A 20,396-nucleotide genomic window follows, 5' to 3' on the forward strand; every position below is an offset into this window, starting at 1 on the left:
CACCCCATGAGTTTTCAGCCACGAAGAATAATTGAACCACTCAATAACACAATGCAGGCAGCCATTGAGTTACGTGTCGGGCGAGCACACCCCCCTCAGGCCCCATCATCAACGTCGCAACACGAGATTCTCACACAAAATAACACGCGTAGCCGAGCACACAAAAATTTCGTCAACACATTGCGCATATTAGGTGCAGACTTAACCGCAAAACACCCACAACTCTCTTCCCCACCCAGCTGGTTGTTAAAGTCATGGGTAGATTTATACTTCATTCAGTTGGGTCACTCACCGCACCCGTTCGAATGCGCTTCGGTTCAGCACCTAACCCATTTTTTTAGAAAAATAGTTTTTCTAGCGGCGCCGGCCTCAACGTCTTCGGTGGGTATTCATAACGCGAAGCTTGTTCCGCTGCACGCACCTTTTTCTCTAGCCAATGCCCACGCGTTTGCGTGTATAGCGCTAGATTACTTACATTCTATTCGTCATTAATCCAGTTTCTGTAGAACAACTGGGCCCACAACGAGGAACAATTTTCCGTTGACACTCGTATCCGTCAGCAATTGTGCTCGCATATCCTATACTTGGGTCAAATCGTCGTAATAGCTCCTATCCCCCATGACAAAAGTACTCGTCGTTGACGATGTTGAAGATAATATCGTATTGCTCACATTCGAACTTGAAGACGAAGGTTTTGAAGTCGTGTCTGCGAGCAGCGGGCGCGAATGCCTGGAGTTAGTACCCAAAACCGAGCCCGATATCATTCTGCTCGATATCCGTATGCCCGGCATTAGCGGCCTCGAAACCTTAGAACAATTAAAAGCCAACGAGCTTACCCGAGAAATACCGGTCATCATGGTGTCGGCGAATACATCAGACAATAGTATTGTGCGCGCGCTAGATCTCGGCGCCCATGATTTTGTCCCCAAGCCCATTGAATACCCTGTACTGTCAGCCCGTATGCGCTCAGCCTTGCGCTTAGTGAATGCTCGCCGAGCCTTGGTAAAGGCAAACGAAGAGCTTGAACGCCTAGCCACACAAGACCCTCTAACCGATAGCTATAACCGACGACATTTCTTTACGTTATCTGAGGCGGAGTTTTCCAAGTCTTTGCGTTACGGACGACCGCTGTCGGTTTTAATGATTGATGTCGACCTCTTCAAAGCCATTAACGACACCTATGGCCATGCTGCTGGTGACCACGCCTTGCGCGTATTAACGGACTGCTGTAGAGAAGCAACCCGCGAATCCGATATTCTCGGGCGCTTGGGAGGTGAGGAATTTGCCCTCACCTGTCCCGATGCAGATCTCGAAGGCGCCTTCGCATTAGCAGAGCGCATTCGTCAAAATTGCGAACAACAAAAAATTTCTACCGAAGCGGGGGAAGCCTTTTCGATCACCCTCAGTATTGGGGTTACAACCATAGCGGAGACCGACACACGGTTTGACAACACATTACAACGTGCCGACAACTTGTTATACCAAGCAAAGGCTCTTGGGCGAAATCGCTCTGTAGCCTGCTAGCCACAAGGGTTTAAATAAAGTGCTACAGAGTCAATCGTCGCCTGCTCGCAACCACTATAGTCAATCTCCTACACGCACTAGCGAACCTTGCCACTATTGTTGGAAGGCCCAAATCAGCACAATACTCATCAACAAGGACGTACACAGGGAAGCGACAGGTGGCCAGGAACGGTCAAAGGAAGCGCACCAACCGCACTAACATGGATGTATTCACGGATGTGCAAGTGGCCAGGACGGTCAACGGAAGCGCCTTATTCACAGGAAGTGAATAAGTAGGAAGTCAGGGACGGTCAGGGAAGACGTGTAAAAAACCGAGTGCTTCAGGAAGAAGACCGGTGGGGTAGTTAACGGGACTGGACTTGAATTTTCGACAGGAAGTCGACCATTTTAAATGGTTAATTACGCGGTCACAACTTAGCAGCAATGCTCGAGTTGTGACCGCGTCTCTATTGGCGCATTTTTATTATGCCGCGCTCATTCCTTATCAATCGCGCCTAGGTGGCTCGAAGTCAATACAACACTACAGTCTATCTAAAGCAATGCGCAGTAATCCCGCTACCGATAGCGCATCAGTTATCTCTCCAGATTTCACCATACCTATGGCTTGCGAAAGCGGCATTTTATGCACGGTAATATCTTCTGTATCTTCCAACTGCTGTTTACCCTCATATAACCCCTCAGCGATGTAAACTTTTGCGATCTCATCAGTGACCGAGTTGGACTGATGAAGCGTCAGCAATTCACGCCATTCGCGCGCGCGCAAGCCCGTTTCTTCTTCCAGTTCTCGCGCTGCCGCCTGCTGCATATCCTCACCATAAGGCGCGCCCCCCTCAGGAATTTCCCATGTGTAACAATCGAGTGCATAGCGGCTTTGGCGTACCAGCCAAGTATTGTCATGTTCATCAATAGGTATAACTCCCACCGCACGATTTTTAAAATGAACAACCCCATAAATACCGGGTGTCCCACTGGGCGTTAATACCTCTTCATGTGTAACTTTTATCCAAGGGTTTTCGTACACAGGCTCAACGCTAAGTTGCTGCCAACCGCCCTCTTTTTTAACCGTCATGAACACCCCTTTACATTATCAACGTCATATTTACCCTCGAGAAAATCTCGATTAATAGCGGAGCCGCTGCGGCTCAACATCATCGGGAGGCGATTCCCCATAGTGTACGCGCCCTTCACTATCTTGCCATTTAAACAAAACTGCCGGCGGCTCTACGGCCTTCTCTGTCGGAACAATGCTGGGCTGTTCAAAAGAAGGTAAGCCCGAAGAGTATGCGCGGCCATCTACACTCGTATCATTGTCAGTCTCCAACACTCGCCCCAATAAAACCTGTACTTTTGGATGCATTAACAGGGCCGGAATATTACGCGACTCTATCAGTGATTTAACATCGGAATCCGCCAAAATCGCTTTGATCTCAGGCTGCTCTCGCAAAGTATTCATACGACGCCACGCTTGGCTCAATCGACTAGCAAGATAAATATCGGCCATTTTCAACGTCGCCTTTTCATCGCGCCGGCGCACTTCTTCTAACGCCAGTTCGCGAAACGGAGCCATTTCTGGTTGGGTAATTAGTTGTTGAAAGTGCCCACTCTCAACCAAGCCCTCAAGATTGCCCGTATGTAAATACCGCTGCACATCGCCATTAGTCACAAAAACCCGTAAAGCCTGCGATTGACCTAACGCCTCCAAACGCTGAATAACGTGTTGAGGTGAACGCACAAAGCTCTCGAAAAGCCTCGCTTGAACAATATCCATACCTAACGCCTGAGCGCCCACAAGCGACGCTTCCGCCACGAATACGCGTGCGGCTTTACTTACTGGGTCGCTCACATTGGATATATCCACCCTATTAACCTTTATCGAACCGGCAACCTCAGGCCGATTCAACACTAACGCTGTTTCCACTAACGATATCACCCACACAAAGATCAGGCCCGAAACAACACCTACCCCCATACCTAATACCGCACCAGGCCATACCCATTGCGCACGCAACCATCGCGCAAATATCACGCTGGGTAACTCCGCTACCATGACATACACTAAAAGATAGACACCCAAAAAAGCGGCGCAGTAAGCCAGTAACGGGTGCCAGCCCCGCTCAGACAGCTCCGAACTAACGAAAGGCCCCCAGCTATAACAACTAAAATAGGCAGCCGCGAGGCCCACAAGAGATAACAGGGTTAATCCGAGCCCACGTTTGTAACCTCGCCAAGCGTTATACGCAACCCATACGATAAAAAGAGGGGTAATCCATGACATAAGCGCTAAAATCTTAATGAGGGAACCTCAAATTTAATTAAAGGCTCCTTATGTGATTGAAAAGTTATTCGGCAATTGCTGATAGGGGTGCACAATTGCTATATTGCGCGCTTATCTCCCCACCCAAAAAACATCAGATTTCAGTGCCTGATATCGATTGTACGGAATTCCTTTTATGCCGCATACCGAGCAACGCAACTTGCAAACCGATTCTCTCGAAAACCTTCGTTACGACAAGGAATTTATTCATCGACATATCGGCCCTAACAAATCGCAAACCAGCGACATGCTCGCACGCCTCAATGTTGGCAGCTTAGACGAACTCATCGAAAAAACCGTGCCCGCCGCTATCCGCAGCGAACAAACAGCATCGCTCGCCAACCCGCTCAACGAACAACAAGCGTTGGCCGAATTAAAGACCATCGCCCAGCAAAACCAATTATTCAAACACTATATTGGTCTTGGCTATCACAGTACCTACGTACCCCCTGTCATCCTACGAAATGTCATGGAGAACCCCGGCTGGTATACCGCCTACACACCTTACCAACCCGAGATTGCCCAAGGTCGACTCGAAGGCCTATTAAACTTCCAACAAATGATCACCGAACTTACGGGCATGGAATTAGCCAACGCCTCTATGCTCGACGAGGCCACTGCTGCGGCCGAAGCCATGGCAATGGCCAAACGCGTTGCACGTAAAAACAAATCCGATACTTTTTTTGTAGACCAACAATGCTTACCTCAAACACTAGCCGTTTTACGTACCCGTGCAGAGCACTTTGGTTTTAACATTATTGTTGGCGACCCACGGACAGAACTCGACAATTACGAGTACTTCGGTGCATTACTGCAAAACCCCGGTGCCGACGGGGCACTACTCGATATTGCACCACTTACCGATATTATCCACAGCAAAGACGCCCTTGCGATTATAGCCGCCGACATTATGAGCCTTGTGCTACTCGACGCGCCCGGCAAACAAGGCGCCGACATTGTCGTGGGCTGCAACCAACGCTTTGGCGTCCCGATGGGGTTCGGTGGCCCACACGCGGCTTTTTTCGCCTTTCGAGAAAAATATAAGCGCTCCACTCCCGGACGCATCATTGGGGTATCCATCGACTGCCGCGGCAAACCAGCATTGCGTATGGCTATGCAAACGCGAGAGCAACATATTCGTCGAGAAAAAGCTAACTCCAATATTTGCACGTCTCAAGTACTTTTGGCCGTAATGAGTGCCTTTTACGCGATGTATCATGGCTCTGAAGGTGTTGAACGCATTGGAAAACGAATTCACCTTCTCACCAAAATATTAGCCCAAGGCTTAATATCACTGAATTATAAATTACGGTACCAGCACTATTTCGATACCCTGTGTATTGAGGTAGGCGACCAGCAAACAGCACTGTACCAGCGTGCGCTCGACGCCCAGATCAATATGCGCCTTATTGGAAAAAATGCGCTGGGCATTAGCTTAAATGAATGCACAAACGCCAACGATATCGATGCCCTGCTGGCAGTATTTGCCGGCGGCGCATCCCCCCTAGATTTCGTTAACCTTGAAAATAAAGCCGCGCAGGCCAGTACCATACCGGCCCGAATGAAGCGCAATGAAAGAGCACTGCAACATGAAATATTCGAGCAGTATCATTCGGAAACAGAAATGCTACGGTATTTAAAACGCTTGGAATCCAAAGATATTGCACTCAACCACGCAATGATTCCGCTCGGTTCCTGCACGATGAAACTTAATGCTACGGCCGAAATGATTCCCGTAACATGGCCCGAGTTTGGCGAACTACACCCCTTCGCGCCAATGGAGCAAGCACAAGGTTACGCCACGCTATTCCAACAGCTGCAAGACATGCTAAAAGCCTGTACCGGTTACGATGCCATCAGCTTGCAGCCCAATGCGGGTTCCCAAGGTGAATATGCGGGCCTTGTAGCCATTAAAAAATATTTTGAAGCCAAGGGCGAACATCAACGTAACGTGTGTTTAATTCCGCAATCCGCACACGGCACCAATCCTGCCTCTGCGCAAATGGTCTCCATGCAAGTGGTCGTCACTAAATGCGACGAGCAAGGCAATGTGGATGTTGCAGACGTAAACGCAAAGATCGAACAATTCGGTGACCGCATAGCGGCCATTATGATTACCTACCCCTCAACACATGGGGTATTTGAAGAAAACATTAAAGAAATTTGTGGCCTTATTCATGCGGTCGGCGCACAGGTATATATCGATGGGGCTAACATGAACGCCCTTGTTGGCTTAGCCGCACCGGGTGAATTCGGTGGCGACGTATCCCACTTAAACCTACATAAAACATTTTGCATTCCCCATGGCGGCGGCGGCCCTGGCATGGGCCCTATTGGTGTAAAAGAACACCTGGCCCCTTATTTGGCCAGCCACCCCTTGCAAACAATATCCGGCACAGAAATAGGCAACGGTACAATATCCGCAGCCCCTTGGGGCTCAGCCAGCATTTTACCCATTAGCTGGATGTACGTACGCATGATGGGCAATCAAGGCGTTAAGCTCGCAACCGAGTACGCCATACTTAACGCAAACTACATTGCCAACCGCCTGCAAGAACATTACCCCATTTTATATACCGGTAAAAATGGATTTGTGGCACACGAATGCCTATTAGATTTACGGCCACTAAAAGAGAGTTCGGGTATTACAGAAGAGGATATCGCCAAACGATTAATGGATTTTGGTTTTCACGCACCAACCATGTCCTTTCCCGTTGCCGGTACTTTAATGATCGAGCCCACAGAGTCTGAAAGCCAAACAGAATTAGACCGGTTCTGTGATGCCATGATCGCGATTCGGCAAGAAGTCGCACGCGTACAAAATGGTGAGCTACCACGAGACAACAACCCGTTGTGTAACGCCCCCCATACGCTCGACGACGTATTCAATCCAAACTGGGACCATCCCTACAGCCGCGAAGAAGCATCGCGGCCTTTGCCTTACTTAAAACACCACAAAGTATGGCCCAGCGTTAACCGAATCGATAACGTGTACGGCGATCGAAATCTTATTTGTTCGTGCCCTACAATAGAATCTTATTCAAGCGAGTAATATTCGCCATTAGCGGCCTAAGCGAGAGGCAAAAAATGAAATCTACGCAAACCTATTGGAATCCACTTGATACTTCACATTCGGGCCAATGGAAAGCCGTTGATGGTTCCAATGGAAATATTTTAGAGCTCACGATTGCTGAAGACCCTATTACGGGTGATTACACTCGGCTGACCCAATTCAAAAACGGTTACTCTACAGAGTGTTTTGGTGCTAAAAGCCATGATTACCCAGAAGAAATATTTATTGTATCGGGTAGGGTTTATGATCAAGCCTTTGAACAATGGCTTGAAACTGGTACCTATGCAAGCAGGCCGCCCGGCGAAGTTCATGGGCCCTTTATTGCTGATGGCGATGTCCTTATCATGGAAATGTCATTTCCTAGCCAATCGATCCACAACAACTAGCAAAACAAAGCACTACCCTACGGTTTAAAATGTTACGCCACTACACATCCATGGCAAAATGAGGCTCTCGTGCTAAGCTTAAGACATAATTATTGTTAAGCTGCGAGCATTCCGTAAGTAGCTCCGCAGCCAGCACCTTTTGGAGCATGTCTATCCACCACTCTACTGTGCTCAAACTTCCTACGCTCAACAGGCTTAGCGGTTTAGTACGTATTGCTACCTGCTTACTATCTCTGCTGGCCTATACATCATTAGCCTCAGCCCCATCTTCGGGCGTCTGCAAACATTATCGGCTTACTCACCCCGTTATCGACATCCGCCATTTTCAAGATGTTGATCGATATTTCCTCGAAATGTTACACCTTGCCATGGAGAAATCGGGAGATTCCTTCGTTATTATTCCTGAAAAACAAATCACCTTGTTTAACGAGAAACGCAGCGAGATTCACTTGCAGCTTAACCACTACAACGTGCATTGGCTGAATACATCACAAGAACGGGAGGCAAATCTTATCCCCATTCGTATTCCGTTATTTAAAGGTCTAATTGGCTGGAGATTAATGTTTATTCGACGCGATGACCAAGCACTGTTTAGTGAGGTGAATACCGCGCTAGCACTAAGAAGCTATACGGCGGGGCAAGGCCACGACTGGCCAGACAATAATATTTTACAATCCAATGAGCTGCCTTTGATAACGTCTAGCAATTGGGAAAGCTTATTTAAAATGCTCAGCAAAAAGAGAATTGATTACTTTCCACGCTCGGTGGTAGAAATTTGGCGAGAAAATGACGGGCTAACCGATAAGAGCTTAACAATAGACAAACATTTGGCCTTACACTACCCCGCCGCCTATTACTTCTTTGTAAACAAGCAGCACCCTAATTTAGCCAAGGCCATTGAACGAGGGTTAAATAGCGCCATTAAAGACGGTTCGTTCGACGAACTCTTTAGTCGCTACTTTGACCCATTAATCGCACAAGCAGCGCTGAATACCCGCACGATAATACATTTGCATAACCCGCATATCGCAGTCCCAAATCGACCCGAGTTATGGTACCAACCTGCGTTTATCGCTCGCCATTAACCCGCACTACGCAAGGCCTTTTTTCTCGGACATATGTTCAGCCAATAAGAACGCCGTTGCGTCTTCGGCATTCAGTGGCCTCGCCATTAAATACCCTTGACCAAAATCACACGCATAGCTTGCCAAAATATCCCACTGTTCTTGCGTTTCAATACCTTCAGCGACTACTCGAATATTAAGGTTATGGGCCAACGAAATCGTTGCACGAACAATTTCCTGCGCACCGCCGCTTTCGTCTTCATTATCCACTAACCCATCAACAAACTTTCGATCGATCTTAAGTACTTGTACCGGCAACTGGTCTAAATAACTGAGCGACGAATAGCCAGTACCAAAGTCATCAATGGCTAGCTCAATATCTCTGTCGCGCAGCGCCTCGAGTATCTGGTTAACGCTATCCGTATTTTCCATTAGCGCCGTCTCGGTAATCTCCAACTTCAAATGATGGCTATGCACACCCGTTTTTTCGAGAATGGCATCGATTGATTCAATAAGGTCATGTTGACCTAGTTGATGAGGAGAAAGGTTAACGGCAATACTCGGTAAACGTGTCACTGCGCTCATATTCCCCCATCGCTCTAACTGAAGACAGGCTTGCTCCAATACCCAGAGGCCGAGTTCCAAAATGAGCCCCGACTCTTCAGCCACGGGAATAAATTTGTCCGGTGGAACCATGCCTCGCGTGGGATGCTCCCAACGCAATAAAACTTCAAACCCCGTAAGGCTGCCATCTGTGAGTTCTACAATGGGCTGAAATACAATAAAGAACTGATGCTGCTGCATTGCCTTATATAAATCGGCCTCTAGCTCGGCCAATTCTAACGTTGTTTCTCGCATGGCAGAGTCGAATACCTGAAAAGTACCACGCCCATTTTCTTTTGCGCGATACATTGCAATATCTGCGTCTCTTAGAATTTGTTCAGGTTTCGTATACTGCCCTTCGCACAGCACCATGCCGATACTTACGCGAAAAAACATTTGGGTCTGATCGATGAAAAATGCGTTGTCAAACGCGACAATAATGTTCTCGGCAATTTGGATGAGACTTTCCTCAAACAAGACTTCATCCACCAATACCGTAAATTCATCACCACCCAAGCGCACCGCGTGATGGCCTTTGGGTAGTAATTCCTGTAATCGCGAAGAAGCCGCAACCAATAACAGGTCACCCAATAAGTGGCCGTGTGTATCATTCACTTTTTTAAATCGATCACCATCGAGAAAAAACAATGCGAATTTTTTGGTCTCGTCTTCACGCTCAATCAATTGCTCCAAGTGCTGCGTTAACCACTGTCTATTCGGAAGCCCCGTTAACGCATCATGGAAGGCCATGTGAAATAATTTTGCCTCAGCAATGCGCCGCTCTTCCACCTCTATCGACAATTCACCCGTTCGCTGATCGACGCGTTGCTCTAGCTCAGTATTCAATACTTTGACGTATTCACTCGCCTGTTCAAGTTCGTCTGTTTTCTCTTCTACGAGTAATTTCAGCTCTTTCTGCCGACGCGTATTGGCGCGTAATCGCCAATAACTAAAACCATACATCAACGATAATACGACAAAGAAAAATGTCGATCTCGCCCACCACGATTGCCACCATGGGGGCAATATAACAATATCAATCCCTTTTACTTCATCGCTCCACACACCGTCATTATTAGAGCCCTGAACTTGAAAAAAGTACTTACCCGGCGATAAATTAGTATACCTGGCCCTTCTTCGCTGACTGTCGGTCAACGCCCACTTATCATCTACACCAACCATCCTATAGCGGTATTGGTTTTTCATCGGCGAGATAAAGTTAAGCGCGCTAAATTCCAGCGTAAAATCCTGCTGGCCATAGGGAAGCTCGATCAAGCGAGTGAAGTTTATATGCTTTGGTAACTGCTCTATATCGCCCGGTAGCACCGGCTGCTGAAACAATTCAAAACGCGTTAAATGGACATTGGGCGGTACCTTATTTTTCGGTAAATGCTCTGGGTCGAAAACACTAACACCTTCCGCGCCGCCAAAATAAAGAATACCTTCCCGTGTTCTGAGGTGGCTGAACCGATTAAACAATCGCCCAGCTAGCCCGTCTCTATCATCAAACAGTTCAAACGTCTCCGTTTTTGGGTTAAATCGATTTAACCCATTTCGCGTGCCCAGCCATAGGTACCCCGAGGCATCTTCTTCAATCGAGGTGACAAAGTCATCAGCGAGGCCATCGGCCTTTTGGAAGGTTTTATACAATTTAGTGGCGGGCTCGTAACGAATAAAACCATTAGAGGTCGCGATCCATAAACGCTGTAATTTATCCTCATATAAATCGAAAATGCCTTCTACATAAGGGATGGCCATGGATTGAAATGTCTTTTTCTGTGGATCAAATATATCTAGGCCGCCGTGGCCCCCTATCCATACTCGCCCATCATGCGCAAACTCTATGTCATTAATTGAATAGGTACTGATGCCCGATTCCTTCCCTTCCCCTCCGGGGAAATACGGCGTAAATGTGCCGTTTACTGGGTCGAAAAGTTGCAGCCCTTTACGCCATAAGCTTAAAAACAATAAACCGTTCGAACTTCGTTCAATACGAAAAACATTATTATTGCCAATGGTCTGCGTACTATTTTTATTAGGTTCTCGACTGTATTGAGTAAATACGCCAGTATTAGGGTCCAGCCGGTTTAACCCTCCTGCCCACGTACCAATCCATAAAAACCCCTGATCGTCCTCCTCTATGGCAAGAACGGAGTTACTGCTAATACTGGTGCTATCGTTTGGGTCGTTACGAAAATGTGTAAATTCTCCTGTAATAGGGTTAAATTTATCTAACCCTCCGCCGTCAGTTGCTATCCAAATATAACCCCGACCATCTTCGTGTAGATCTAAAACATTATTCAATGCCAAACTATTGTCGGCCGTTTCGCTGTGCTGCAACGTTGCAAATTTCTCAAGGTGCTCGCTGATACGACGTATGCCAAAATGCGACACTGCAAACCACATTGATCCTTCGTCATCTTCATAGATATCCTGCACGGCACCAGGAGGGAAAGCGAACTCATCAACGGAGGAAACGGCCACTTGCGAAAAATTATCGTCGTCAGGGCGATAACGATGTACGCCCTGCTTATCGGTGCCCACCCATATTTGACCTTTTGAATCCTCAAAAATAGACCAAATGGTATTAGCCTTGAGCGATCCAGCATTTCCGTCGGCAAAATACCGTCTCACTGCCCGTGTAACAGGATCAAGCACCACAACGCCCTCCAGCGTTGCAACCCAAACTTTCCCGTCGTCAGCCTCAATTAAGTCGCGAATACTATCGATACCGGCGGCCAAGTCGGCGGGAATAATGTACTGTTCAATCGTTGTTGTTTGGGTGTTAAAGAGAAAAAGGCCAGCACTGGACGCAACCCATAAAGAATCGGGCTCCCTGCTCGGCGTTATCGCGTTAATAAATCGAGCATCTGGCGCACTGAAAAACTGATGGAGTAACACATTTGTCTCAAGGTCATAGCCGCGCAAACCAAACCCTTCGCCACCCACCCACATAATGCCTTTTTTGTCGAGATGTAACGCCCATATAGACGCTCCACCCGAAAAATCGTAATTCTCAAAAGACTCAGTTTCCGAATGGTAGCGGCTAAGCACATGGCCACCGACCCACAAATTATCAACGTCATCTACCAGTAACGTCGAAATAGAATTAGTGCCAATAGACGTTAAATCATCGTGCTGGTAGACAAAATTGCGTAATTGATAGCCATCATACCGTTTTAGGCCGTTATCCGTGCCTATCCATAAATAGCCGTCTGCGGTACGTACCACGGTGTTCGTATAATCACTGCCAAGGGTGTCATCGTCTAGGTAGAGAGGGTGTACATTGGTTTTACCTAGCGCAATACCGGCTGTCGCAGCGTTTGTGACTGCAACGAATACCAACATAATAAGAGTAGACAAAGAAATGGGATGCGGCATGTTGTGCAAATTAAGCTAGCAAGAACAGAATCTAAAGTGTAGCCCTCTATTACAGCCCTCACACGCTTATTAACCGCCACATGCACAAACGCTCCATAGCCGTCGAAGTAGGCCTCAGTGCCCTTTCACCCGGTTATGTCCGTGAATTGCAGGCATAAAAAAAGCCGCTTAAAAGCGGCTTTTTTCAACCACGCAAACACTTACTGTTTGCGTGGAATCAGGGATACATTATAAATTTTCGCTTCGCGAGCGGCATCTGCGATTGCGACATAAGAAGAGGTGGAAGCGTGCTCATGCGCCATAACAACAACACCGCCTTCGGGGTTCTCGGCACTCTTCTGTGCAATCAACGAACGAACAGAGCGAATATCAACACGACGCTGATCGATGAAAATCTCATCATTTGCGTTTATCTGTACTAATATACTCTTGCTTTCCGTCTCGGGGGGCGGCAAATTCTCAGTGTTCTCTGGTACGTTCAAGTCCAAGGATTTTTCCTTGATAAACGACGCTGTAACAATGAAGAAAATCAACATGATGAACACAACGTCCAGCATTGGGGTCAAATCGATCTCGGCTTTATCTTCTGCCGACTGTTTACGTTTTCTACGACTCACGGTTTATTCTCCAAATCGATAATGAAGATCGCGGCCTTTTTCCAAGGCGGGGATTCACTGTTATACAACAGCAAAAAGCGATTCAATGCCCAAAAGGGTGGTTTAAGCCGGTACTCGGCACAACACATGCTGCCTTGCAGCAGTCAATCCCTCTCAGCGAAGAAGCATTCTACACGAACTTTTAGCGATCTGCTCGCTCTTTGCATCCACTAACGAGGGCGCTCATTTTTTAAACGAACCCCCCAAAATAGCTATTTAGTCCGAAATGAAGGGCAGCACAAGCTGTTCAGCGCACTCTTGCAGGGGGGTTAAACGAAAACCGACTCCCATCAACCTAACACCCCGTTTTTGCCGGTGCCAACCGGACTGCATCAACCGTTGAAAGTCAGGCATTGAAAATAGATCTGCGTGCCGAGAAATAGTTGTTTCCATTGTCGTTTGCTCAAAATTATCAAACTTCAATTTTACAAATTTTTTACTCACATAATGTTTTGTTGATAGCTTGGAAAATCGCTCTTCTAAACCGGATATTAAGTCGCTTAAACATGTTGAAAGTTCGTCAACGTTACTCACGTCCTCGGGGTAGGTGCGTTCAATACTAATAGATTTACGCGTATTACTCGCATGGACGACGTTGTTATCAACACCTTTACTCAGTTCCATTAAGCGAACACCGAAACTCCCGAAGCGTTTTAATACGAACTCTGGATCCGAATGGATAATATCCTGACAATTATGCAGCCCATGCCGCGCGAGCTTCTCTGCTGTAACCTTCCCCACTCCGGGCAAAAGCGAAAGCGGTAACTGCGCCACAAAAGTTTCGACCGAATCCGGTACTACCGTAAATAGACCATCCGGCTTTCGCCAATCACTTGCAATTTTAGCCAAAAACTTCACGGGGGCAACGCCTGCAGATACCGTAATACCCAATTCTTTTGCAATACTTTTTCGTATATCTTCCGCGATGAGCGTTGCACTACCACCAAAATGATCGCTTTGCGATACGTCCAAATACGCTTCGTCTAAAGAAAGAGGCTCAACGACGTCTGAATAACGGTGAAAAACCTCTCGCATTTGGGCCGATACTTGTCGATACAGATCAAAATCTGGTTTCAGTATTTCCAAGGAGGGGCATAATCGTTTTGCGTAAGCAGAGGCCATTGCGGAACGAACGCCAAACTGTCGAGCCATGTAATTGCAGGTCGCAATGACGCCACGACGCCCTGGATCACCGCCTACCGCAATAGGAATATCCTTTAAGCGCGTATTTTTACGCATTTCTAACGCGGCAAAAAAACAATCTGCATCAATATGGATAATTTTTTTCATTGGCTTAACGTCATTCAGCAAGTTTTGCACCTAGGACTAACCGCTTGGAAGCAAACCATTACTTTGATCTGGCCGCAAAAGCCAATAAAACCCATTTAATGTGAATATTAAAAAAAACGAGCAGATTAAATTACGTCGAATGGCAAACGATCTTAATTGTTGATCAATCAACACAAACAACTGTACATAAATACACGCGTTTTTTCAATTTTTTAATTTGATTTGAGTACCCCTAAACGAGTTCGAGTTAAGCTTAATACCAACACCCCATGTTCAACGTATTTTAACGTAGATAGGAACGACTCTCGTATTCACCTAACACAGGCAATGTGAATCTCACTTACTGATGTAAAAGACATTGGTTTTGCGGCCATCAATTTCATGAATTCCAACTACCCCAGAAATATTCTTGTCATCTTCGCCGTATTATCTGACCTTTTTTGTCAGTTCCTTACAAAATAAATGCGCTATTAATCCTTTTAATTCATTCTTAAATTTATCTTTCTGACATTTTTTTATTTTTTTCGCGCCATCAAAACTGAATGTAGTCATTGATAAATTAAGTGCTGATTGTTGAATTTATTCAATATACGCAAATAAAATGCAATATTTAAAAAAAAACACTACAAAAACGCCGTAAATTGATGAAAAAACTTGAAATTTTCTTGTTATTTCGTAATGTAGTGCTACAACTTTCATAGGTACAATCAAATAAGGGTAAGGGTAATTACTATGGCCGCTAAAAAAGCAAAAAAAATTGTGGATCCAGTAGCAGCACTTGAAAAAGAACTTTCAGCTCTCAAGGCTAAATTGGAAAAAGCAAGAGAAGCAAAATTAAAGACTGTCGCAGCAGACGTTAAATCGACTACGACGAAAGCCTCAAGCTCCGCGAAGAAAGCAGCCGCTGCAAAAGCAAAAGTAGCCTCTATTCGAGGCAAAAAGAAGACCGCCGCTCAAGCTAAGCAGTTAGCCGCAGCACGAAAAGTTGCTTCGGCAGCATCCGCAACCGCGGCAACTGATAAAGCCGCCCTGTCTGCAGCAAAATCAGCGCTTTCTGAAGCTAAAACATCAGCCGCTCAGGCTAGCGCTCTCGCCAAGTCAGTAGCGAAAGAAGAAGCCGCTTATATTAAGAAAGTAACCACTGCGAACAAGGCCGCCGCCAAAAAGGCCGCTGCTGCCGATAAAATAGCGGCTAAAAAAGCGGCTGTTAAAGCAAAATCTGCCGCTAAGAAAGCCGCAATAAAAGAGAAGGCCGCAACCGCAAAAGCTGCCGCCAAATTGAAGGCCGCGACTAAAAAAGCGGCTACCGCCGAGAAAGCGAAGGCTAAGAAAGCCGCTGCAGCCGCAAAAGCAAAGGCTAAAAAAGCGGTTTCTGTAAAAAAGGCAAAAAAACCAGCAGCTAAAGCTAAGCCCGCTGCAGGAAAGCGAGGTCGCCCAGCGGTCGCTAAAAAAGCAGCACCAAAGGCAAAAGTTGCAGGTAAACGAGGTCGCCCAGCCGCGGCCAAGAAAGCAGCAACGAAAGCCGCTCCCAAGCGTCGTGGTCGTCCACCAAAAGCTTAATGGTGTGTACCTAAAAAAAGGCGCCCTATCGGCGCCTTTTTTATCTATAACGTTATTTTCGAGGCTTTATCGACAACCTTACGGGTTGCCCCTCTCCCACCTCACATTGTGACCGGTACTTCAACTTTTCGCCCGAAATCCCCTTTGCATCAAATTCAGTAATGAAAATTGCGGTTTTCTCATCGAAATACACAGGCTCGGTATCATGAGCTGTTTGCAGTGTGAGATTAATCATAAATTCTGTTTTCCTATTAAACTCCTCCTCACACGCTATCCTAAACCCTTGCTTTATTTGTTCAGATATTCGTCTTTTTTCCTCTAATTCTTGTTCTGTCGGCTCGGTATTTTCGCGAACAATGGTGGTTAGCGTTTTCTTTGTTAGGCCATCAACCATTTCGTTGTAACTCAATCCATCTGGCCTGCGGCACAATATGCGATAAATAGGGCGCTCTGGCTTACTTTGCTCTCTATCCAAGGTTCCTCGCAATACTTCCGTACAAACCTCCAGCTTTTCGGCCGCCAATGCCGACTCTTTTAAGTCGAGGTAGTAGGGGTGATATTTTACGGGCAACCATAAACGAGATTCATCTAAAGACGATGCGTTAATGCTTAGTGCGAACAAGAATAGTAGCGCATAGCTACTCAATATTTTTCGGGTCACCCATTGCCATCGCATTAAAGATATAACCAAACAAAACCAATAATTTATCTTCATCACTTTCATCAAACTGTACGCCAAATTGATACGTATCCGCCGTTTGGTCAACCTTACTCCGAATAACAGCTTGAATACCGAGTGTTCTCTTAATACCTGCAACATCAAACTTACCTTTTATTTCAATCATATCCCCCATAGTGCCAATATTTTCACTAACGCTAACCATGGCTCCTCCAATACTAATATCGGTGATTCGTCCAGGCTCGGAGCGAATGCTTTTTTGTGCGGGATTACTAATGAGTATAGGCAGCGCCACATCAACTCTCGAAGCATTACGGACCAACTTAAATTGTATTGCTCGAGGGAAATCAAGATAAACGAGATAAATTGGGATATCGGCAATATGCAATACAACCGTAGGAAACAAGGCAACGCCATTAGAGCTCATGACCCTTATCACTACTTTGTGGCCTTCCTTTAGTGGCGGAAAATGGCCCGAATCCGGTACCGTTACTATCACGGCTTCGCCAGGAAGGCACCCTACAAGTACGCAGTCAAAACGGTCGCTCGACTTACCCGGGTTGGGGTGTATCTGGATGACTTGACCCATTTTAAGGTTGAGCTGCTCAAACGAAAGTAATTGCTTGTCAGACATAGTATTCAGGGCACTTCTATCGATTATTCAACAGCCAGGACGGTGGGCGTCAATGGCAAGAGTTATTAGAATAGTTGATCCGATAGGAGCTTGCAGCGATCTGAGGTTGTGAGCGCTAAAGAGAGAGGAGTTGAAACCGCTGATAAAAAGTATCAGCGGTGAAATAAGGCCGCCTAGCTGCCCAGAGCAACTAGTGTTGTGTAATCAATATTTTCGCGGGGCGTTATAGATAAGCGATCAAATTCAAAATTCCAATCGACGAGTAATCGAGCTAGGGCGCGCGCCTGTTCATCAAGGCTTTTCAATTCATCGATGGTATCTTTTTTGCCTGAATAAAGTTTAACCTTCCGATGGTTCGATGCGAAAGAGTGGTCTGGGTAAGACATGCGATAGACCTCTAACTTCCAACGTAAGTTATGCACCATATTTCGATAGTATTCTAATTTGGTCGCGAGGGTAATTTTGTGGATATCGGCCAGATCACCAAACACTTGGAAATCCGTTCCAAAAACCAACACAGACTTGCAATGAGGGTCGGCCACTACTGTCGCAGTGCGCTCATGGTCGATCAATACGGCCAAGTCACCAAACACTTCGCCGGGAGTAATGTAATTAACGACCTTACGCTCCGTTTCTCCACTTCCAACAACGACCGCCAGTTGACCCCGCAAAAGAAAGTATAGCCACTGGTCATTTTGGCCTTGCTCAAGTAACACCTCCCCTGGTCGATACTCGATGATACGTGAATAACTCATCAACACGTCATATTGCCACTGGTCTCGCTGCTTTACGCCTTTATAGAAAGGAATAGAGGATAGAAGCTTATCCAATGAATCTTGTTGATAGTGATGTAGGGGGTGTACTTCCATAACAAAAAACGCCTTATTATCGGTTCAAACTGAGCGGGTGCGATTGTTGATAAAAAAGTAATGATTTTCCGTGTTACAAGTCCATTTATAGCAGAAATGTTTAATTGATTTCTCTGGCCACAACTCGCATCACACTCATACGAGACCCCATTGCTCCGAACCAACCGTCACTTGCTATTACGACTCCCATTGATCTAACTCGGAAGCATTGTCATTCCTAGGGTTGAGTTAGTCTGAAAATTGTGTAGAGTGGTACTTTAGTTACAGGGATAGAGGGGAGGCTATTCTCCAACTTCAGTGCATTCATTAGAGCCACTATTGCGCTACTAATAAGTATTCTGAGGCTGTGTATCTTCCGCCCCCCCTCCTGAAAACGGCACACTAAATACAATAATACGGTAAGTACCGCCTCATCTTACGGGACTCATATGTGCAATTTTAAACACTTGAAACAAACCGGCTACCTAATCGCTGCTCTTCTCTTACAGATATTGTGTAGCCATGCGATAGCCAACACCGCGCTAAATGGCCTTTCAATTCACTCTCAACTCGGAAAAGAGCAGTTTATCGCTGGGCTCTCCGTAACCACCCTTTCCTCAAGTTCTCGTGCCATATTGCTTTCAAGTGAAGAAAAGCAGATTCAGGTACGAGTATTAACCGATAGGATATCAGCGCGAAGCTTTAAACGCATGTGGATTGAAGGCATGGCTATTAATGCAAGCTCATCAGAATTGACGCAGCATGCACAGCAGATGGCCGACTTCAGTAACTTGCTTAAAATAAAGTTAATCGCTGGTGATATTTTCACCATCGAACGCAGCTCCGATAACGTTACAGTGCTATTAAATGGTATTAAACTAGGCGAAATTCCCGACGTTACTTTTTTCGATTTATTGTTGCGCACTTGGATAGGCCCCGTTCCACTTTCATCTGATTTTCGCGACAACCTGCTCGCTGAAGGTAGTATCGATGAAGGGCTCCGCTCTCGATTCGATAGCATCACTCCAACTGACGAACGTGTTGCCCTTGTTCAGCAAAGCCTACGTAATATTAAAAAGCGCATTCCCCTAATCGCCAGTACGGTACCAGCTGTTAGCGCCAGCACTGCTCCTGCTATTGCTGCTCCGCCCCAAATAGTTGCCCCCGCCCCAACGATTCCCGAAATTCCCGAGCCGGCGGCACCTGTAGACGTTGTTACGGCGGTAGAACCCACTGCGGCACCAGAGGAGGAGGCTCCACAATTGGCGCTTTTGGATGCAGACTTAATGGATGAAGAGGAAGAAGACCTGGACTTTACAGCCGAAAGCCTATTGTCACAGCAGCTTTACATTGCCAGCTTAAAAAGATGGTCTAATAACTATTTATCTTACCCAAAACGCGCGCTTGAACGCTCCTGGCAGGGTAACGTTCGCTTGAGTATTACCGTAGACCGAGGCGGAAAGGTTAATAGCGTTGAGATTATCGAAGAGGCAAAACATCCTACCTTGACCAAGGCGGCTGTAAAAGCAGCCAAAAAAGCAAGTCCATTTCCCCCCATGCCTGACTCAATATCGGGTAATGATTTCACCTTTACCTTGCCCGTCGTCTTTAGGCTCACAAATTAATCTGTAAGCCTTGCACACAAAAAAGCCGCTTAAGCGTATTAAGCGGCTTTTTTGTGTGCAAGGTAATTTTTTAACGCACAACGCTATAGAGTATTCTAATCTCTGCAATACTAAGCGTTATCGTCTAGCGGCTAATTTCTCAAGCCGTTCCAATACCACACGCTCTATATCCGCCACTTCTAATTCCGATAGCCTTGGCAAGTAACTTAAGTTAATCATATGCAGATGTAAACACGGTGTCTCGGCGTTTAGCTCCCTCAAATCGCCCTTAACCAAAACGGGCAAAAAAGGTTTCCCCGCAGGCCGTTTTTGATTTATTAGTTTCAAGCCAATCTCAAGAGGAACAGCCCTACCTTTTTTATTTGCCGTTTTTAACGGCAATATAATATTGAGGCGATTAGACTTACCATCAGTGTCAGCGGGAACAATAAATAGGCCTGTCGGCCGGACCGCGCCCTCGATAATACCTTGTAAAGTATCGTGATGCGCATAGGGGTTAGGAAGAATAACTAATTTACGATTCTCTTCTTTTGGGAAAAAAATATTATAGTTAGTATACAACTGTTCTACTGAACCAGAATAAACACACAGATGATTTTCAAAGCCCATAACAAACTCTTGAGCTATCTGACGCCGCTTAAAAACGTCTAAATCCCAAACAAGGTCTTTATTCTCCATACATACGTAGCTCTTCGTGGACCATACTTTCGAGCGTTAATTAACCACTTTAACTAACACTCTAGAATCTAAGTTTGTTGG

General features: G+C 46.2%; 16 protein-coding genes. 7 read left to right on the forward strand and 9 right to left on the reverse strand.

The features are described 5' to 3' along the window. Positions 1 to 6 precede the first annotated feature (6 nt). On the forward strand, positions 7 to 492 hold the full coding sequence (locus H5647_RS20185) for a hypothetical protein (RefSeq protein ID WP_045860799.1): 486 nt from the start codon (positions 7 to 9) through the stop codon (positions 490 to 492). Between the two features lie 126 nt (positions 493 to 618). Further along, positions 619 to 1,524 carry a diguanylate cyclase gene (locus tag H5647_RS20190; RefSeq protein WP_045860800.1) on the forward strand — a complete coding sequence of 302 codons (906 nt, stop codon included), beginning with the start codon at positions 619 to 621 and terminating at the stop codon, positions 1,522 to 1,524. 520 nt (positions 1,525 to 2,044) lie between these two features. On the opposite strand, the gene H5647_RS20195 is transcribed toward H5647_RS20190, so the two are convergent. Both H5647_RS20195 and H5647_RS20200 read right to left on the reverse strand, forming a co-directional pair. Continuing rightward, positions 2,045 to 2,593 carry an NUDIX domain-containing protein gene (locus H5647_RS20195; RefSeq protein WP_045860801.1) on the reverse strand — a complete coding sequence of 183 codons (549 nt, stop codon included), beginning with the start codon at positions 2,591 to 2,593 and terminating at the stop codon, positions 2,045 to 2,047. 51 nt (positions 2,594 to 2,644) lie between these two features. Further along, on the reverse strand, positions 2,645 to 3,799 hold the full coding sequence (locus H5647_RS20200) for a CvpA family protein (RefSeq protein WP_045860802.1): 1,155 nt from the start codon (positions 3,797 to 3,799) through the stop codon (positions 2,645 to 2,647). 175 nt (positions 3,800 to 3,974) lie between these two features. Between H5647_RS20200 and gcvP the strand changes: the two genes are divergently transcribed. From gcvP to H5647_RS20215, 3 genes are all read left to right on the forward strand, one after another. Beyond that, on the forward strand, positions 3,975 to 6,890 hold the full coding sequence (gcvP, locus tag H5647_RS20205; RefSeq protein ID WP_045860803.1) for an aminomethyl-transferring glycine dehydrogenase: 2,916 nt from the start codon (positions 3,975 to 3,977) through the stop codon (positions 6,888 to 6,890). 35 nt (positions 6,891 to 6,925) lie between these two features. After that, positions 6,926 to 7,297 carry a cupin domain-containing protein gene (locus H5647_RS20210; protein ID WP_045860804.1) on the forward strand — a complete coding sequence of 124 codons (372 nt, stop codon included), beginning with the start codon at positions 6,926 to 6,928 and terminating at the stop codon, positions 7,295 to 7,297. Positions 7,298 to 7,443: 146 nt separating this feature from the next. Continuing rightward, positions 7,444 to 8,382: a type 2 periplasmic-binding domain-containing protein gene (locus H5647_RS20215; RefSeq protein ID WP_052692237.1), complete on the forward strand. Its 939-nt coding sequence runs from the start codon at positions 7,444 to 7,446 to the stop codon at positions 8,380 to 8,382. Positions 8,383 to 8,388: 6 nt separating this feature from the next. On the opposite strand, the gene H5647_RS20220 is transcribed toward H5647_RS20215, so the two are convergent. From H5647_RS20220 to dinB, 3 genes are all read right to left on the reverse strand, one after another. Further along, positions 8,389 to 12,345 carry an EAL domain-containing protein gene (locus H5647_RS20220; protein WP_045860805.1) on the reverse strand — a complete coding sequence of 1,319 codons (3,957 nt, stop codon included), beginning with the start codon at positions 12,343 to 12,345 and terminating at the stop codon, positions 8,389 to 8,391. A 200-nt stretch (positions 12,346 to 12,545) separates the two neighbouring features. Beyond that, a complete protein-coding gene (locus H5647_RS20225; protein WP_045860806.1) occupies positions 12,546 to 12,962 on the reverse strand; it encodes an ExbD/TolR family protein in 417 nt (138 codons plus the stop codon). Between the two features lie 255 nt (positions 12,963 to 13,217). Continuing rightward, entirely contained in the window at positions 13,218 to 14,291 is a 1,074-nt protein-coding gene (gene dinB, locus H5647_RS20230; RefSeq protein ID WP_045861585.1) for a DNA polymerase IV, read from the reverse strand. 732 nt (positions 14,292 to 15,023) lie between these two features. On the opposite strand from dinB, the gene H5647_RS20235 reads away from it, so the two are divergent. Further along, positions 15,024 to 15,851, forward strand: coding sequence for a hypothetical protein (locus H5647_RS20235; RefSeq protein ID WP_045860807.1), 828 nt, complete (start codon positions 15,024 to 15,026; stop codon positions 15,849 to 15,851). 52 nt (positions 15,852 to 15,903) lie between these two features. On the opposite strand, the gene H5647_RS20240 is transcribed toward H5647_RS20235, so the two are convergent. The 3 genes from H5647_RS20240 to H5647_RS20250 form a co-directional block, all read right to left on the reverse strand. Further along, positions 15,904 to 16,512: a hypothetical protein gene (locus H5647_RS20240; RefSeq protein WP_045860808.1), complete on the reverse strand. Its 609-nt coding sequence runs from the start codon at positions 16,510 to 16,512 to the stop codon at positions 15,904 to 15,906. Next, positions 16,490 to 17,164, reverse strand: coding sequence for a flagellar brake protein (locus H5647_RS20245; protein ID WP_045860809.1), 675 nt, complete (start codon positions 17,162 to 17,164; stop codon positions 16,490 to 16,492). Before H5647_RS20245 ends, H5647_RS20240 begins: the two co-directional genes overlap by 23 nt. A 173-nt stretch (positions 17,165 to 17,337) precedes the next feature. After that, positions 17,338 to 18,033 carry a cyclic nucleotide-binding domain-containing protein gene (locus tag H5647_RS20250; RefSeq protein ID WP_045860810.1) on the reverse strand — a complete coding sequence of 232 codons (696 nt, stop codon included), beginning with the start codon at positions 18,031 to 18,033 and terminating at the stop codon, positions 17,338 to 17,340. 428 nt (positions 18,034 to 18,461) lie between these two features. Between H5647_RS20250 and H5647_RS20255 the strand changes: the two genes are divergently transcribed. Continuing rightward, complete coding sequence (locus tag H5647_RS20255) at positions 18,462 to 19,637, forward strand: TonB family protein (protein ID WP_082087130.1); 1,176 nt, start codon at positions 18,462 to 18,464, stop codon at positions 19,635 to 19,637. Positions 19,638 to 19,754: 117 nt separating this feature from the next. Here H5647_RS20255 and H5647_RS20260 read toward each other — a convergent pair whose 3' ends face one another. Beyond that, positions 19,755 to 20,315, reverse strand: coding sequence for a hypothetical protein (locus H5647_RS20260; protein WP_045860811.1), 561 nt, complete (start codon positions 20,313 to 20,315; stop codon positions 19,755 to 19,757). Positions 20,316 to 20,396 lie beyond the last annotated feature (81 nt).

The organism is Teredinibacter purpureus (assembly GCF_014217335.1).
In the GTDB taxonomy this organism is placed as follows: domain Bacteria; phylum Pseudomonadota; class Gammaproteobacteria; order Pseudomonadales; family Cellvibrionaceae; genus Teredinibacter; species Teredinibacter purpureus.

What these genes read in the sequence shown, in the direction of transcription:
- H5647_RS20195 (WP_045860801.1), bottom strand. Translation starts at nt 2,593, where the DNA reads ATGACGGTTAAAAAAGAGGGCGGTTGGCAGCAACTTAGCGTTGAGCCT.
- H5647_RS20245 (WP_045860809.1), bottom strand. Translation starts at nt 17,164, where the DNA reads ATGTCTGACAAGCAATTACTTTCGTTTGAGCAGCTCAACCTTAAAATG.
- H5647_RS20190 (WP_045860800.1), top strand. Translation starts at nt 619, where the DNA reads ATGACAAAAGTACTCGTCGTTGACGATGTTGAAGATAATATCGTATTG.
- H5647_RS20210 (WP_045860804.1), top strand. Translation starts at nt 6,926, where the DNA reads ATGAAATCTACGCAAACCTATTGGAATCCACTTGATACTTCACATTCG.
- H5647_RS20250 (WP_045860810.1), bottom strand. Translation starts at nt 18,033, where the DNA reads ATGGAAGTACACCCCCTACATCACTATCAACAAGATTCATTGGATAAG.
- gcvP (WP_045860803.1), top strand. Translation starts at nt 3,975, where the DNA reads ATGCCGCATACCGAGCAACGCAACTTGCAAACCGATTCTCTCGAAAAC.
- H5647_RS20255 (WP_082087130.1), top strand. Translation starts at nt 18,462, where the DNA reads ATGTGCAATTTTAAACACTTGAAACAAACCGGCTACCTAATCGCTGCT.
- H5647_RS20185 (WP_045860799.1), top strand. Translation starts at nt 7, where the DNA reads ATGAGTTTTCAGCCACGAAGAATAATTGAACCACTCAATAACACAATG.
- H5647_RS20220 (WP_045860805.1), bottom strand. Translation starts at nt 12,345, where the DNA reads ATGCCGCATCCCATTTCTTTGTCTACTCTTATTATGTTGGTATTCGTT.
- H5647_RS20200 (WP_045860802.1), bottom strand. Translation starts at nt 3,799, where the DNA reads ATGTCATGGATTACCCCTCTTTTTATCGTATGGGTTGCGTATAACGCT.
- H5647_RS20215 (WP_052692237.1), top strand. Translation starts at nt 7,444, where the DNA reads ATGTCTATCCACCACTCTACTGTGCTCAAACTTCCTACGCTCAACAGG.
- dinB (WP_045861585.1), bottom strand. Translation starts at nt 14,291, where the DNA reads ATGAAAAAAATTATCCATATTGATGCAGATTGTTTTTTTGCCGCGTTA.
- H5647_RS20235 (WP_045860807.1), top strand. Translation starts at nt 15,024, where the DNA reads ATGGCCGCTAAAAAAGCAAAAAAAATTGTGGATCCAGTAGCAGCACTT.
- H5647_RS20260 (WP_045860811.1), bottom strand. Translation starts at nt 20,315, where the DNA reads ATGGAGAATAAAGACCTTGTTTGGGATTTAGACGTTTTTAAGCGGCGT.